Origin of the sequence: Pseudomonas siliginis, assembly GCF_024072275.1 — a bacterium.
GTDB lineage: Bacteria > Pseudomonadota > Gammaproteobacteria > Pseudomonadales > Pseudomonadaceae > Aquipseudomonas > Aquipseudomonas siliginis.
Window position 1 is genome coordinate 181,066 of record NZ_CP099598.1, and the last position, 14,417, is coordinate 195,482.

At 61.7% G+C, this 14,417-nt stretch carries 10 protein-coding genes and 1 tRNA gene; 9 read left to right on the forward strand and 2 right to left on the reverse strand.

Translation table 11 applies throughout. The annotated features are described in order from the left end of the window. The first annotated feature begins 94 nt into the window (after positions 1–94). The 5 genes from NF676_RS01355 (at position 95) to pgaD (ending at position 8,202) form a co-directional block, all read left to right on the forward strand. Entirely contained in the window at positions 95–1,600 is a 1,506-nt protein-coding gene (locus NF676_RS01355; protein ID WP_252887103.1) for a YdgA family protein, read from the forward strand. A 236-nt stretch (positions 1,601–1,836) separates the two neighbouring features. Continuing rightward, positions 1,837–4,317: a poly-beta-1,6 N-acetyl-D-glucosamine export porin PgaA gene (gene pgaA / locus NF676_RS01360; RefSeq protein WP_252887104.1), complete on the forward strand. Its 2,481-nt coding sequence runs from the start codon at positions 1,837–1,839 to the stop codon at positions 4,315–4,317. A gap of 12 nt (positions 4,318–4,329) precedes the next feature. Further along, positions 4,330–6,327 (forward strand): poly-beta-1,6-N-acetyl-D-glucosamine N-deacetylase PgaB, encoded by a 1,998-nt coding sequence (gene pgaB / locus NF676_RS01365; protein WP_150742990.1) that lies wholly within the window; start codon positions 4,330–4,332, stop codon positions 6,325–6,327. A 1-nt stretch (position 6,328) separates the two neighbouring features. After that, entirely contained in the window at positions 6,329–7,684 is a 1,356-nt protein-coding gene (gene pgaC, locus NF676_RS01370; protein ID WP_252882972.1) for a poly-beta-1,6-N-acetyl-D-glucosamine synthase, read from the forward strand. After that, positions 7,681–8,202 carry a poly-beta-1,6-N-acetyl-D-glucosamine biosynthesis protein PgaD gene (gene pgaD / locus NF676_RS01375; RefSeq protein WP_095181140.1) on the forward strand — a complete coding sequence of 174 codons (522 nt, stop codon included), beginning with the start codon at positions 7,681–7,683 and terminating at the stop codon, positions 8,200–8,202. Before pgaC ends, pgaD begins: the two co-directional genes overlap by 4 nt. A 110-nt stretch (positions 8,203–8,312) precedes the next feature. Here pgaD and NF676_RS01380 read toward each other — a convergent pair whose 3' ends face one another. After that, positions 8,313–9,836: an FAD-dependent oxidoreductase gene (locus NF676_RS01380; RefSeq protein WP_252887105.1), complete on the reverse strand. Its 1,524-nt coding sequence runs from the start codon at positions 9,834–9,836 to the stop codon at positions 8,313–8,315. 139 nt (positions 9,837–9,975) lie between these two features. Here NF676_RS01380 and NF676_RS01385 point away from each other — a divergent pair, with 139 nt between their 5' ends. Together NF676_RS01385 and NF676_RS01390 are read left to right on the forward strand one after the other, a co-directional pair. After that, a complete protein-coding gene (locus NF676_RS01385) occupies positions 9,976–10,536 on the forward strand; it encodes a YbhB/YbcL family Raf kinase inhibitor-like protein (protein ID WP_016772253.1) in 561 nt (186 codons plus the stop codon). Positions 10,537–10,582: 46 nt separating this feature from the next. Beyond that, entirely contained in the window at positions 10,583–10,852 is a 270-nt protein-coding gene (locus NF676_RS01390; RefSeq protein ID WP_016772252.1) for a hypothetical protein, read from the forward strand. A gap of 77 nt (positions 10,853–10,929) precedes the next feature. Here the strand turns inward: NF676_RS01390 and NF676_RS01395 are convergent. After that, positions 10,930–11,006: transfer RNA gene (locus NF676_RS01395), tRNA-Arg, on the reverse strand. Between the two features lie 433 nt (positions 11,007–11,439). Here NF676_RS01395 and gabD point away from each other — a divergent pair. Both gabD and gabT read left to right on the forward strand, forming a co-directional pair. Further along, positions 11,440–12,882 carry an NADP-dependent succinate-semialdehyde dehydrogenase gene (gabD, locus tag NF676_RS01400; RefSeq protein ID WP_024011131.1) on the forward strand — a complete coding sequence of 481 codons (1,443 nt, stop codon included), beginning with the start codon at positions 11,440–11,442 and terminating at the stop codon, positions 12,880–12,882. Positions 12,883–13,067: 185 nt separating this feature from the next. Further along, entirely contained in the window at positions 13,068–14,345 is a 1,278-nt protein-coding gene (gene gabT, locus NF676_RS01405) for a 4-aminobutyrate--2-oxoglutarate transaminase (protein ID WP_016772251.1), read from the forward strand. Positions 14,346–14,417 lie beyond the last annotated feature (72 nt).

Below are 14,417 nucleotides of genomic sequence, written 5' to 3' on the forward strand. Positions count from 1 at the left end.
CCATCGCTTAATTGCGCACAGTCGAGCCGCGACCCGATCCTGGGTTCAAGGAAGACGACTTCATCCACAGCCACGGAAACCGATCAGGTCATTCATGAATAAATCAGCAGGCGTGCTTCTCGGAATTGTTGTTGCCATTGGCGCGATCAGCGCAGGCGGGGCCTGGTACACCGGGACCAAGATCGAAGGCGTACTGAACAACGCCGTCAGCAACGCCAACAAAGAGCTGCAGACCGCCATGGCCGGCTCCAACGGCACCGCGTCGCTGGAACTGGTATCGCTGGAGCGCCACACCTTCACCAGCACCGCGCACTATCGTCTCAAGGGCGAGGGCGAGATGTTCGGCGATGCGCCGGTCGAGCTGCTGTTCGTCGACCACATCGAACACGGCCCGCTGCCGTTCTCGCGCCTGGTTTCGCTGAAGTGGCTGCCGGTCATGGCCACCAGCAACTACGAGCTGGAAAAGAGCCCGTCCACGGAAAAATGGTTCGCCGCCACCAACGGCGCCGCGCCGCTCAAGGGCGTGACCAACATCGGCTACGACGAATCGACCACCAGCACTCTGAATCTGGTGCCGTTCGAAACCGCGCTGGATGAGCAGTCGAGCCTGAAGTTTTCCGGTCTGAGCATGGACATCGCCGCCAGCGCCCAGGCGCAGAAGGTCAAGGCCGACGGCTACATGGACAACCTGAAACTGGTCACCGTGTCGGAAGACCAGGCGCCGGTGCAGGTCGAGCTCAACGGTCTGACCCTGGCCAGCAACCTCGCCAAGAGCAGCTACGGCTACTACACCGGGGAAAACACCCTGGAAGTGACCAGCAGCAAAACCACCTTCGGTGCCAAGCCGATGGTGCTGGGCGTGAAGAACTTCGAAATGAAGAACCGCACCGAAGAAAGCGGCAGCAACGCCTCGGGGCGTGCCGACTACAAAATCGGCGAAGTGACGCTCAACGACAAGAAAGTCGGTTCGGCGGCCATGGCCATGAGCCTGAAGAACCTCGACATTCCGTCGACCATGTCGCTGATGCAGATCTATCAGACCAAATTGCAGCCATACGAAAAAGCTGCCGCCGAGGCCGCCGCGCAGGGTTTGCCGGCACCGGAGCTGAATCTGACCGAAGCGGAAAATGCCCAGGTCAAAGCCGATCTGCAAAAGTTGCTGGCGGCCGGCCCGCAACTGGCGCTGGAGAACCTGTCGTTCAACACCGCCAACGGTGAAAGCCGCGCCAATCTGGTGATCGACCTGACCAAGCCGCAATCGATGGATCTGCCGCCGGATCAACTCGGCAAGCAACTGATCGCGCTGCTCGACCTGAACATTCAGGTATCCAAGCCGATGCTGGTCGATCTGCTCAGCGTGCAGGCGCAACTCGATGGCCAGACTGACGCCAAAGCCATCGTCGATCAGTCCAAGGAAGCGGCGGACATGTTCGCCGGCATGGCGGTCGGCTCGCAACTGGCTGTCGCCGACGGCACCAACGTGGTGACCAAACTGCATTACGCGGCCAATCAGGTCGAATTCAACGGCCAGAAGATGACCGTCGAGCAGTTCATCGGTTTCCTCATGAGCAAGTTTGCCGGCGTCACCCAAGAGCAATAAACCCAACCGCGCCCCCCCAGACGCCCGGCCCCTGTGTGAACAGGCGCCGGGCGTTTTGCTGTACGGATTTTGTACAGATGGACCGATTCTGAACAAATATTGCGTTGTGAAAATTCGCTCTCGCTTGCGTGCAGACTGCCTCACCAAGCTTGGCCGAAGGCTGTTTTTGTCGGCCACCGTTACGAATGGGCAAGGAGGGCATTGCGACCCGGCTGGCCATGTAAGGATGCTGACAAATGCCGCGTATTGATGGCCCTGTATTACATCGTGGTTTACGCCCTTTGTTCCGATTCGCCCTGTGCAGCCAGTTGCTCTGGCCGCTGCTGGCGTTGGCCGACACACCCTACGACGAGATGGTGCGCGATGCCCGGGCCGGGCATTACACGCCTGCGTTGACCGTGCTGCGTCAGGTGCCGCCGGGCCAGGCCAGCGAAGGCCAGATCAGCGATCATCTGCAAATCGCCAGTTGGGCCGGGCTCGATGCCGAAGTGGTCAAGGTCTATGAAACCCAAGGCCGTGACCGCGTTCTGCCGGTGCAGGCGCTGACTGCCGTTGCGCGTGCCTATCGCAACCTCAAGCGCTGGGATCAGGCCACCCAGGTGTACAACAAGGCGCTGGTGCTGGAGCCGGACAACGCCGACCTGCAACTGGGTCTCGCGCTGACTCAGGCCGATGCCGGCAAGCCCGATCAGGCCGTCACCCGCGCCCAGGCGCTGGTCGCCGCCAAACCCGACGATCCGTCACGCCGTCTCGCCTTGGGCTACGCACTCGGTCGCGCCGGCAAACAGTACGACGCACTCTTCGAATACGATCAGGCCTTCATCCGCGCCGGCAACAAGCCGGAAGTTGCCCGCGAGTACGTGGTCGCCCTGCAAAAGGCCCGCCTGCCAGAACCGGCGCTGCGGCTGGCCAGTCAACGTCCCGGCCTGATTGATCCGGTGACCTTGCGCCGCCTGGAAGGCGATCTCGCCGCCGAACGCGTGCGCCTCGCCGAACTGGCCACCCGCAGCGAAAAGGAACGCTACGTCATTGCCGACCGCGCGCTGGCCGATTACGACAAATTGCTCGCAACCTGGACCCCTGACGCCACTGCTCACGATGACGTGACGCGCTGGCGCATCGACCGCATGGGCGCGCTCAAGGCGCGGGCGCGCACCGCCGACGTCATCAGCGAATATCAAAAGCTGCAAGCCGAAGGCGTGGAAATTCCGACCTATGCCCTGCGCTGGGTGGCAGCGTCTTATCTGGATCAGCGTGAGCCCGAGATTGCCACCGATCTGTATCGCCAGGTGCTTTCGGCGCCGGACGCCGATGTCGGTGATCGTCTTGAGGACAGCACTGCGCTTTACTACTCGCTGCTGGAAAGCGACCGCGCCGATGAAGCACGCAAGGTCGCCGAAGACGCAGCGAAAGCCCAGCGTCCGCGCGTCGAGCTCAAAGGTCTGCCCATCGGCAACCCCAACGATGAATGGATGGACGCCCAGCAACTCGCCGCCCAGGCCGGTACCTACGGTTCCGATCTTCCGCACGGTGAAGAGCGTTTGCAGACTTTGGTCGATCAGGCGCCGGGCAACCTTGGCTTGCGTCTGGCCCAGGCCGATCTTTACCTCGCCCGACAGTGGCCGCGCCGCGCGGAAAATCAGCTCAAGGAAACCGAGAGCATGGCGCCCCGCGATGCCGGCCTGGAAGTCGCTCAGGCGCGCACCGCGATGGAGTTGCAGGAGTGGCGGCAGAACGATGCGCTGGTCGACGATGTGGTCGCGCGTTATCCGGACAACCGCCAAGTGCAGCGCCTGGCTCGCGAACGGGAAGTGCATGACATGGCCGAACTGCGCGTCGAAGCCTACGGCGGCAAGGCCAACGGTGGCGGCAGCGGCGATGCCGGTGCGGTCAGCGGCAGCCGTGATTTCGGTATCCAGAGCACGCTGTACAGCCCGCCGATCAACGAAGACTGGCGTGTCTTCGCCGGGGCCGGTTATGCCACCGGTGATTTCGCCGAAGGCACCGGCCACCATCGCTTCCAGCGTGTCGGCCTGGAACGGCGCACCCGTGACATGACCCTCGAAGCCGAGGTGTCGAATCACGATTACGGCTTCGGTGACAAACAAGGCGCACGCCTGGCGATAGCCCGCGACATCAACGATCACTGGCAGTACGGCGGCAGCCTCGAATACCTCTCGGCGGAAACGCCGCTGCGCGCGCTCAACAGCGACATCAAGGCCAATGGCGGCAGTGCGTTCCTGCGCTGGCGCGCCAACGAAAGCCGCGAGTGGCGCGTGTCGGTCAGCCCGTCGCACTTCAGCGATGGCAACAACCGCGTCGAAGCCTTGGTGACCGGGCGCGAGGGCATCTACACCGCGCCGAACATTCAGGTCGACGCTGGTCTGGAAGTCGGCACCAGCCACAACTCGAAATCCGACGACGTGCCGTACTTCAACCCGAAGTCGGACTTCAGCGTGATGCCGCTGGTCAACGTCAATCACGTGCTCTACCACCGCTACGAAACTTCCTGGAGCCAGCAATTCCAGGCCGGCGCGGGCACCTACAGCCAGCGCGACCACGGCACCGGCGGCATGGCGTTGCTCGGTTACGGCCAACGGTACGCCTGGAACGACGTGTTCGATGTGGGCGGCATGTTCAGTGTGATCAACCGGCCTTATGACGGTGATCGGGAAACTGATCTGCGTCTGCTTGTCGACCTCACTTTCCGCTTCTAGAAGAGTTTGAAGATGCCTTTTATCTCGCGTTTCATCCTTCTGCTGGGAGCGCTGCTGGTCAGCGCCTGCGCCCAGCAAGCCCCGGCCTTCGCGCCGCCCTCCGAGCGCCCGGTCGCGGCCAGTGAACAACCGTGGCCAAAAAACCACGTGCTCGGCATCGCCTACCACGATGTCGAAGACCGTGATCCTGATCAGGCCGTGGTGGCGGTGCGCACCGAGCGCATGATCGAGCAGCTCGCCTGGCTGCGCGAGAACGGCTACAAACCAGTGACCGTCGACCAGATCATGGCCGCACGCAATGGCGGCCCGGAGCTGCCGGCGAGAGCGGTGTTGCTCAGTTTCGACGACGGTTACGCCAGCTTCTATACCCGCGTGCTGCCAGTGCTGCGCGCCTACAACTGGCCAGCCTTGCTGGCGCCGGTTGGCACCTGGATCGACACGCCGCTCAATCAACCGGTGGATTTCGCCGGCACGCCGCGTAACCGTGAGAACTTCCTGACCTGGCAGCAGATCCGCGAAATTTCCAGGTCCGGGTTGGTAGAGATCGCCGCTCACACCGATGCCAACCACAAAGGCATCCTTGGCAACCCGCAGGGCAACCTGCAGCCGGCCGCCGCGACCCGGCGTTATGACCCGGTGACCAAACGCTACGAATCCGAAGCCGATTTCCAGGCGCGCATTCGCACCGACGTGAAAAACATTTCCGAGAAGATCCGCAAGGCCACCGGTTACAAACCACGCGTCTGGGTCTGGCCGTACGGCACCGCCGACGGTACGTCGCTGACCGTGGTTGGCGAGGAGGGCTACGAAATGGCCCTGACCCTGGACGACGGCCTCGACACCCTCGATAACCTGATGAGCGGGCCGCGCTTTCTGGTCGCCTCCGATCCTGATGGCGAGCATTTCGCCAACAGCATCGTCTCGGTGCAGGCCGAAGCGCCGATGCGCGTGGTGCATGTCGACCTCGACAACGTCTACGACCCGGACCCGGCCCAGCAGGACATCAACCTCGGCAAACTGGTGCAGCGCATGGCTGACCTGGGCGCCAGCACGGTGTTCCTGCAAGCCTTCGCCGATCCCAAGGGCGATGGTCTGGTGCATTCGCTGTACTTCCCCAACCGTCACTTGCCGATGCGCGCCGACCTGTTCGACCGCGTCGCCTGGCAATTGCGCACCCGTGCCCACGTGAAGGTCTTTGCGTGGATGCCGGTGCTGAGTTTCGAACTGGATTCGAAGCTGCCGCGCGTGACCCGCTGGGACCCGAAAACCGCCACCACCTCGGTCGATCCGAAACAGTACAAACGCCTGTCACCGTTCAATCCGGAAGTGCGCAAGATCATCGGTGAAATCTATGAAGACGTGGCGCGGCTGACCTCGGTCGACGGCATTCTCTACCACGACGATGCGGTGCTCTCGGATTTCGAGGACGCCAGCCCGGATGCCCTGAAGGCCTACGCCGCTCAAGGTCTGCCAGGTTCGATTGCCGCGCTGCGCGACGATCCGGCGGCGATGCAACGCTGGACGCGTTTCAAGAGCCGCTACCTGATCGACTTCACCAACGAATTGACCGCGAAAGTCCGTGCGATTCGCGGCCCGCAAGTGCTGACGGCACGCAACATCTTCGCCGAACCGATGCTCAATCCAGAGAGCGAAGCGTGGTTCGCACAGAACCTCGATGACTTCCTCGCCACCTACGACTGGACGGCGCCAATGGCCATGCCGTTGATGGAAAAACAGACGCTGGCCGAGTCCGGCCCGTGGCTGGAAGAACTGGTCGCCACGGTGAAGAAACGTCCCGGCGCGCTCAACCGCACCGTGTTCGAATTGCAGGCGCGTGACTGGAACCAGAAGGATCAGGCCGATATCGACGCCGTGCATCTGGCGGACTGGATGGGCCGGCTCAAGCGTCAAGGCGCAACCAGCTTCGGTTACTACCCGGACAACTTTCTCGACAACCTGCCAGACCTGAAAACCGTAAGGCCTGCACTCTCCAACAAATGGAATCCATAACATGCTGGATAGACTGTTAGCCCTGCTTGTTCTGGCGATTGTCCTTGGCGTTCCGCTGGGGCTGATCTTCCTCGTGACCGGCCAGTTCCTGATGTCGTTCGTGTTCTTCTACCCACTGTTCATGTCCGGGTTGTGGATCGCCGGCGGCCTGTATTTCTGGCTGCACTGGGAGCGCCACTGGCCATGGCAGGACGACACGCTGCCGCCGCCGCTGGAAGGCGAACCGCTGATTTCGATCCTGATTCCTTGCTACAACGAAGGTGATAACGCTGCCGATACCATCCACGCGGCGCTGGCGCAGCATTACCCGAACATCGAAGTCATCGCGATCAACGACGGCTCCAAGGACAACACTGCCGCTGTGCTCGATGCGCTGGCCAAGGAAGATCCGCGACTGCGGGTTCTGCATCTGGCGGAAAACCAGGGCAAGGCTGTAGCCCTGCGCATGGGCGCGATTGCTGCGCGCAGCGAGTATCTGGTGTGCATCGACGGCGACGCCTTGCTGGCCCCAAACACTGCGGCGTACCTGGTCGCGCCGATGCTGGATAACGCACGTCTTGGCGCAGTGACCGGCAACCCGCGGATCCGCACGCGTTCGACCTTGATCGGGCGGGTGCAGGTCGGCGAGTTCTCCTCGATCATCGGCCTGATCAAACGTACGCAACGGGTGTTCGGGCGCATCTTTACCGTCTCCGGGGTGATCGTCGCGTTCCGCCGCACCGCGCTGAACCGGGTCGGCTACTGGAGCCCGGACATGATCACCGAAGACATCGACATCAGCTGGAAGCTGCAACTGGATCACTGGAGCATCTTCTACGAACCGCGCGCACTGTGCTGGATCCTCATGCCGGAAACCCTCGGCGGTCTGTGGAAGCAGCGTCTGCGCTGGGCTCAGGGCGGCGCCGAAGTGCTGTTCAAGAACATTCGCGGCATCTGGCAGTACCGCCATCGCTACCTGTGGCCGCTGCTGTTCGAATACTGCCTGTCCACCGGTTGGGCCTTCACTTTCCTGCTGTCGGTGATTTTCTGGGGCATGGGCAAGTTCATGGTCATGCCCGACGCGATCGCCGTGGATCACCTGATGCCACCGGCCTTCACCGGTCTGTTGCTGGCGTTTGTCTGCCTGGTGCAGTTTGCCGTCAGCATCGTCATTGACCGGCGCTATGAGCCGGGTCTGGGCAAGACCATGTTCTGGGTGGTCTGGTATCCGTTGGTGTTCTGGCTCGTCAGTCTGCTGACCACCCTGGTCAGTTTCCCCAGAGTGTTGTTCAGCCAACACAAAAAACGCGCGCGCTGGGTCAGTCCTGATCGGGGCATTCGCCCGCTGGGCGACGACCAGGAGGAAGTCATCAAATGAAAATTATCCGGACTCGCCAGCGGCCCTTTCTGGTGGTGATCGACGTGATCCTCACCGTTCTGGCCTGGGTTGGCCTGCTGTTCCTGCTGGTACGCGGGTTATGGCCGTTGATCGAAACCACCGGCGGGCCGCGCATCGATCATTCGGCGTTCGACGCCTTGGGCACTTTGCAGGTTTATATGTGGGTGGCGCTGGTCAACGCGGTGATTCTGATCGGTTGGGCGCGTTACCAGCAACGCAAAAGCCGCAGCTTCGCCCAGCGCCGTTTGCCGTCACCGGTGATTGGCGATGAAGGTCTGAGCAAGAGTTTCAAGCTGTGCGACGAGCGTTTCCAGAAACTGCGCACGCCGGGGGTGATGACCATTCATAACGATCAGGACGGCGACATCAGCCATGTGGAAACGCATTTCTGGCCGTTACAGCAGCAGGCCTTGCCCGCGCCGCTGGGGCAACAGCGGGTGATCTTTCTGCATGCCGATGAAGATGACAATCGCGAGCCGGTGAACCGGCTGACGTGACCTCCACTGTAGGAGCTGTCGAAGGCTGCGATCTTTTGATTTTGCTTATGTAAAAACAAGATCAAGAGATCGCAGCCTCGTTGCACTCGTCAGCTCCTACAGGACCGGTGTCAGGCCTGAATCAGCGTCCAGGCCTCTTTGATCCGCAGAGGTTGCTTCATCCGCTCGGCCAGCAGCGCCATCGCGCGTTGCTTGTCGCAGGCCACCGCCGCAACGACGATACCGTCTTTTGCAAACAGGCCAATGAATGGCGGCTGTTCCGGCTCCCCGTTGAACTCGACCTCGTCCCACTCCTGCGCGTGACCGAGATAGTCGTAGTTCTTGCCGAAGTGGTACGTCCAGAAGAACGGCACATCCAGATAATGCTCCTCGCCACCCAGCATGTTGCTGGCGGCAATCCGCGCGTGTTGCTGGGCCAGGCGCCAATGTTCGATGCGAGTTGGCTGGCCGCTCAGCGGAAACGTGGCGATATCGCCGATGGCCCATAAACCATCGCTCACGCGCATGCCGTCGTCGACACGCAACGATTGGTCTTCTTCCTTGGGCAATGAGTCAAAAGGTGCAGTGGCCGGGTGAACGCCGACGCCAGCGAGGATCAGATCCGCCGCCAAACGCAGGCCATTATCGAGCAGCACGCCCTCGACCTTGTCTTCGCCGAGTATCTGCGTGGCCTCGTGTTCGCTGATGAACTTCACCCCGTGCTCTTCGTGCAAGGCGCGAATCGCCTTGCCCACGGCTTCGCCGAATTGCTTGGCAAAGGGGATTGCATGGCGTGCAAGCACGGTAACGTCGAGGCCGTACTCGCGCAGGGCCGATGCGCATTCGAGGGCGATGAAACTGTCGCCGATGATCACCGCGCGCTGGCCAGGTTGAGCGGCGTTGATGATCTGTTCAGCCTGGGCTTTCGACCGCAGGACGAAAACGTTCGCCAGCCCGGCGCCAGGCAGCTTCAACGGATTGGGCGCGCCACCGGTGGCGAGTACAGCGGCGTCGTAGCGCAGGATGCCGCCGTTGTGCAGATGAAGCGTTTTGCCTGGGGCGTCGAGTGAAGTCACTTCGCCTTGCACGCGCTCAATCCGTTGCGCTTGATAGAACGCCTCATCGCGCAGCGGCGGGACATCTTTGGGCGACATTTCCCCCGCGGGGACAAATTTGCTCAACACCGTGCGGTCGTATCCGGCACCCGGTTCGCCATCGACCAGCACGATGCGCCCGCCAAAACCCTTCTCCCGCAATGCCGCCGCGCAAGCCGTGCCCGCCGCCCCGGCGCCGACCACCACGAATGTTCTTGAATCGTCAGCGGGCGGGGTGTGCGGATCGGGCAACGGCTGGTCATCGACCCACACTTCATCGCCGCGCAACTCCAGCGGATAGCGCTTGAGACTGTCCAGCGATGGCGGCTCGCACAGGCCGCCGTCCTCGGCGCGGTAGGCGGCTTTGTGCCAGGGGCAGATCAACCTGCCGTGACACAACGCCCCCTCGGCCAACGGTGCGCCGGCATGTGGACACAGGCCCTGAAAAGCCCGCAACTCGCCGTTGGCACGCAGCAGGACGATCTTGCAGTCGCCGATTTCGACTTGCAGGCCACGGTCTTGCGGGACATCGGCGAAACGGGCGACACGGTGCAGGGACATTTTCGGCTTCCTCGCAGGCATTTCTCTTGTGAGTTGGCGGCGCCGCGCGAGGTTCAGCCATTTGCTACTGCCAAGGCACGAACGGTACGGCTATAGTTTGCGGGCCGACGACGGCCTCACTGCACAAGGTGCTCCCGGAATGACCCGATTGACCTCTCTCAACCCATGGCTGGCGGCCATCGCCGTGACCCTTTGCGTGCAGTTCCCGGCGCAGGCCCAGGAGCGCTTCACCCTGAGCATCCCCGGCGTGTCGGATAACCGTCTGTTCACCTCGGCAGCGGCAAGTGACGCACCCGGCTGCGGCGGCAAGAACCAGTCGCCGGCGCTGAGCTGGAACGCCGGCCCGGCCGGTACCCAGAGCTACGCCATCGTCATGCACGACCCGGATGGCCAGAAAGGCTTGGGCGTCGATCACTGGATTCACTACGGCATCAAACCCACCACCCACCAGATCGCGGCCGGCGTCGGTGCCAAATCCGCCCTCGAAGGCGTCGGCGGCACCAACAGCAAAGGCAACACCCATTACATGGGGCCATGCCCGCCAGTGGGCGACAGCGCGCACCACTACATCATCCAGATCTACGCCCTCGACCTCGCTCCGGACGCCCTGCCTGCCGGCCTGACCCGCGCCGAGCTGATGGAAAAAATCAAAGGCCACGTGCTGCGTAACAGCAGCGCGGTGCGGCGTTATCACCGCTGAGGTTCGGCCGCTCCCGGGCGGCTGATTGCCCTGAATCCCCAGCCATTTGGCATTGCCCCGCGAAAACGCGCACTATCGAGCCATTGCCAATGCGCTGGAGGACACCGTGGCAGCAAAAATCGACCGCATCGCCCAGCTACTCAACTGCCCGGAAAAGGGCGAACAAATGCGGCGTGCAGTAACCGAGACACGTAAGGAGTTTCTGCTGAATCAGCCGGAAGAAGACCTCGTTGAAGAAGACGAGGTATTTGACGAGGCTGAGGAGGAGGGGGATGACGACGATGAATATGACGAGTTTGACTGGACGACGGAGTGACGGCGTTCCAGCGATCTTGCCATCGCCCACAAAAAAGCCCCGGACCATCACAGTCCGGGGCTTTCTCGTTTGATTCATGGTGCACCAGGCGGGATTCGAACCCACGACCCCTGCCTTCGGAGGGCAGTACTCTATCCAGCTGAGCTACTGGTGCAGCGGGCGACATCATACCTAGGTCGGCTCGGGGCGTCCATGCCGGGTTTGGCGGGTTTTGTCAGTGTGCGTGTCGGCGCAAAATCGCTGCATTCCTTAAAGCGGTAACGTCCTGCAAAACCCTCGCTTGGCGCTTCGTCGGGGTTGATCTAAGGTTTTTCCTGCGGCATGGGTATTGTGTGCGTTGATCTGAAAAGCGGCATTTTTGTTCTTTTTTTCGAACGACCTATTGTCCTTTACCCCCTTTGAACCTACGATCCGTTTGAGATTTCAAACGCTCTTTGGCGGGATGTTGCAGCGCAGGTGCGCCCGGTCGTGCACTGTTGATGCGCCACAATCCGCTCACTGATTTCCCTGACGGCAGCCTTGCGAGGCGCCTTTCTACAATCATAATTTGCTCCGCGCAGGCCGCGGTGCTGTTAAGGAAAGCCGACATGCAGCTTAAAGACACCCAGTTGTTCCGCCAGCAAGCCTTCATCGATGGCGCTTGGGTCGATGCCGACAACGGTCAGACGATCAAGGTCAACAACCCGGCAACCGGCGAAATCCTCGGCACCGTGCCGAAGATGGGCGCCGCTGAAACCCGCCGTGCCATCGAGGCCGCCGACAAGGCGCTGCCGGCCTGGCGTGCACTGACCGCCAAAGAGCGTGCCGGCAAACTGCGTCGCTGGTTCGAGCTGATGATCGAGAACCAGGACGACCTCGCGCGCCTGATGACCCTCGAGCAGGGCAAGCCGCTGGCCGAAGCCAAGGGCGAAATCGTTTACGCCGCATCGTTCATCGAGTGGTTCGCCGAGGAAGCCAAACGCATCTACGGTGACGTGATTCCGGGTCATCAGCCGGACAAGCGCCTGATCGTCATCAAACAACCGATTGGCGTCACCGCCGCGATCACCCCGTGGAACTTCCCGGCGGCAATGATCACTCGCAAGGCCGGCCCGGCGCTGGCCGCCGGTTGCACCATGGTGCTCAAGCCAGCATCGCAAACTCCATTTTCCGCTTTCGCCCTGGCCGAACTGGCTCAGCGCGCGGGCATTCCTGCGGGCGTGTTCAGCGTGGTCTCCGGCAGCGCTGGCGACATCGGCAGCGAGCTGACCAGCAACCCGATCGTGCGCAAACTGTCCTTCACCGGCTCGACCGAAATCGGTCGCCAGTTGATGGCCGAATGCGCCAAGGACATCAAGAAAGTCTCGCTGGAACTGGGCGGCAACGCGCCGTTCATCGTGTTCGACGACGCCGATCTGGATAAGGCCGTCGAAGGCGCGATCATCTCCAAATACCGCAACAATGGCCAGACCTGCGTCTGCGCCAACCGTCTGTACATTCAGGACGCGGTCTACGATGCGTTCGCCGAGAAGCTGAAAGTAGCTGTAGCCAAACTGAAGATCGGCAACGGTCTGGAAGACGGCACCACCACCGGCCCGCTGATCGACGAAAAAGCCGTGGCCAAGGTTCAGGAACACATCGCTGACGCCGTGAGCAAAGGTGCCACCGTATTGGCGGGCGGCAAGGCGATGGAAGGCAACTTCTTCGAGCCGACCATTCTCACCAACGTGCCGAAAAACGCGGCCGTGGCCAAGGAAGAAACCTTCGGTCCGCTGGCGCCGCTGTTCCGCTTCAAAGACGAAGCCGAAGTGATCGCCATGTCCAACGACACCGAATTCGGTCTGGCCTCGTACTTCTACGCACGTGACCTCGGCCGTGTGTTCCGTGTCGCCGAAGCGCTGGAATACGGCATGGTCGGCGTCAACACCGGGCTGATCTCCAACGAAGTCGCGCCGTTCGGCGGCATCAAGGCTTCGGGCCTGGGCCGTGAAGGCTCCAAGTACGGCATCGAAGACTACCTGGAAATCAAATACCTCTGCCTGGGCATCTAAGCCGGGAAAGGGATCGCTGCAAACGCAAAGGGCACGAGAGCGCTGTCCCTTTGCGTGGTTTCAAACAGGAATTTTCTCTGCGGCCAGGAACGCCGTGGCAGTCGATCATCGCATGCTGCTACCGCCGATTTCTCCCGCTTCATCCTTGAACCACGCCGCCCGATGAGCGGCGAATGAGGACTGTAATGAGCAAGACTAACGCTGAACTGATGGCCCGCCGCACCAATGCCGTACCTCGTGGTGTTGGCCAGATTCACCCGATCTTCGCCGAGTCGGCAAAGAACGCCACCGTGACCGACGTTGAAGGTCGTGAGTTCATCGACTTCGCTGGCGGTATCGCTGTACTGAACACCGGCCACGTGCACCCGAAAATCATCGCCGCCGTGACCGAACAGCTGAACAAGCTGACCCACACCTGCTTCCAGGTACTGGCCTACGAGCCGTACGTTGAGCTGTGCGAAAAAATCAACGCCAAGGTGCCGGGTGATTTCGCCAAGAAAACCCTGCTGGTCACCACCGGTTCCGAAGCGGTGGAAAACGCCGTGAAGATCGCCCGTGCCGCCACTGGCCGCGCTGGCGTGATCGCATTCACCGGCGCTTACCACGGTCGCACGATGATGACCCTCGGCCTGACCGGTAAAGTCGTGCCGTACTCGGCCGGCATGGGCCTGATGCCAGGCGGCATCTTCCGCGCGCTGTACCCGAACGAACTGCACGGTGTGAGCATCGACGATTCGATCGCTTCCATCGAACGCATCTTCAAGAACGACGCCGAGCCGAAAGACATCGCTGCGATCATCATCGAGCCAGTGCAGGGCGAAGGTGGTTTCTACGTCGCGCCGAAGGAATTCATGAAGCGTCTGCGCGCTTTGTGCGACCAGCACGGTATCCTGCTGATCGCTGACGAAGTGCAGACCGGCGCTGGCCGTACCGGCACCTTCTTCGCTATGGAACAGATGGGCGTTGCCGCCGACCTCACCACATTCGCCAAGTCCATCGCTGGCGGCTTCCCGCTGGCCGGCGTGTGCGGCAAGGCCGAGTACATGGACGCCATTGCGCCGGGCGGCCTGGGCGGCACCTATGCCGGTAGCCCGATCGCTTGCGCCGCTGCACTGGCCGTGATGGAAGTGTTTGAAGAAGAGCAACTGCTGGACCGTTGCAAGGCTGTCGGTGAGCGTCTGGTCACTGGCCTGAAGGCGATTCAGGCCAAGTACCCGGTGATCGGTGAAGTGCGTGCGCTGGGCGCAATGATCGCGGTCGAGCTGTTCGAAAACGGCGACAGCCACAAGCCGAACCCGACTGCCGTGGCCGCTGTGGTGGCCAAGGCGCGTGACAAGGGCCTGATCCTGCTGTCCTGCGGCACTTACGGTAACGTGCTGCGCGTGCTGGTTCCGCTGACGTCGCCAGACGAGCAACTGGACAAAGGCCTGGCGATCATCGAAGAGTGCTTCTCTGAGCTCTGATCCGTTGGTGTGACTTGTTCGACAAAAACCCGCTTCGGCGGGTTTTTTTCGTCCCTTGAAACACATCGGACC

What these genes read in the sequence shown, in the direction of transcription:
- NF676_RS01385 (WP_016772253.1), top strand. Translation starts at nt 9,976, where the DNA reads ATGACCCGATTGACCTCTCTCAACCCATGGCTGGCGGCCATCGCCGTG.
- pgaA (WP_252887104.1), top strand. Translation starts at nt 1,837, where the DNA reads ATGCCGCGTATTGATGGCCCTGTATTACATCGTGGTTTACGCCCTTTG.
- pgaB (WP_150742990.1), top strand. Translation starts at nt 4,330, where the DNA reads ATGCCTTTTATCTCGCGTTTCATCCTTCTGCTGGGAGCGCTGCTGGTC.
- gabD (WP_024011131.1), top strand. Translation starts at nt 11,440, where the DNA reads ATGCAGCTTAAAGACACCCAGTTGTTCCGCCAGCAAGCCTTCATCGAT.
- gabT (WP_016772251.1), top strand. Translation starts at nt 13,068, where the DNA reads ATGAGCAAGACTAACGCTGAACTGATGGCCCGCCGCACCAATGCCGTA.
- pgaD (WP_095181140.1), top strand. Translation starts at nt 7,681, where the DNA reads ATGAAAATTATCCGGACTCGCCAGCGGCCCTTTCTGGTGGTGATCGAC.
- pgaC (WP_252882972.1), top strand. Translation starts at nt 6,329, where the DNA reads ATGCTGGATAGACTGTTAGCCCTGCTTGTTCTGGCGATTGTCCTTGGC.
- NF676_RS01380 (WP_252887105.1), bottom strand. Translation starts at nt 9,836, where the DNA reads ATGTCCCTGCACCGTGTCGCCCGTTTCGCCGATGTCCCGCAAGACCGT.
- NF676_RS01355 (WP_252887103.1), top strand. Translation starts at nt 95, where the DNA reads ATGAATAAATCAGCAGGCGTGCTTCTCGGAATTGTTGTTGCCATTGGC.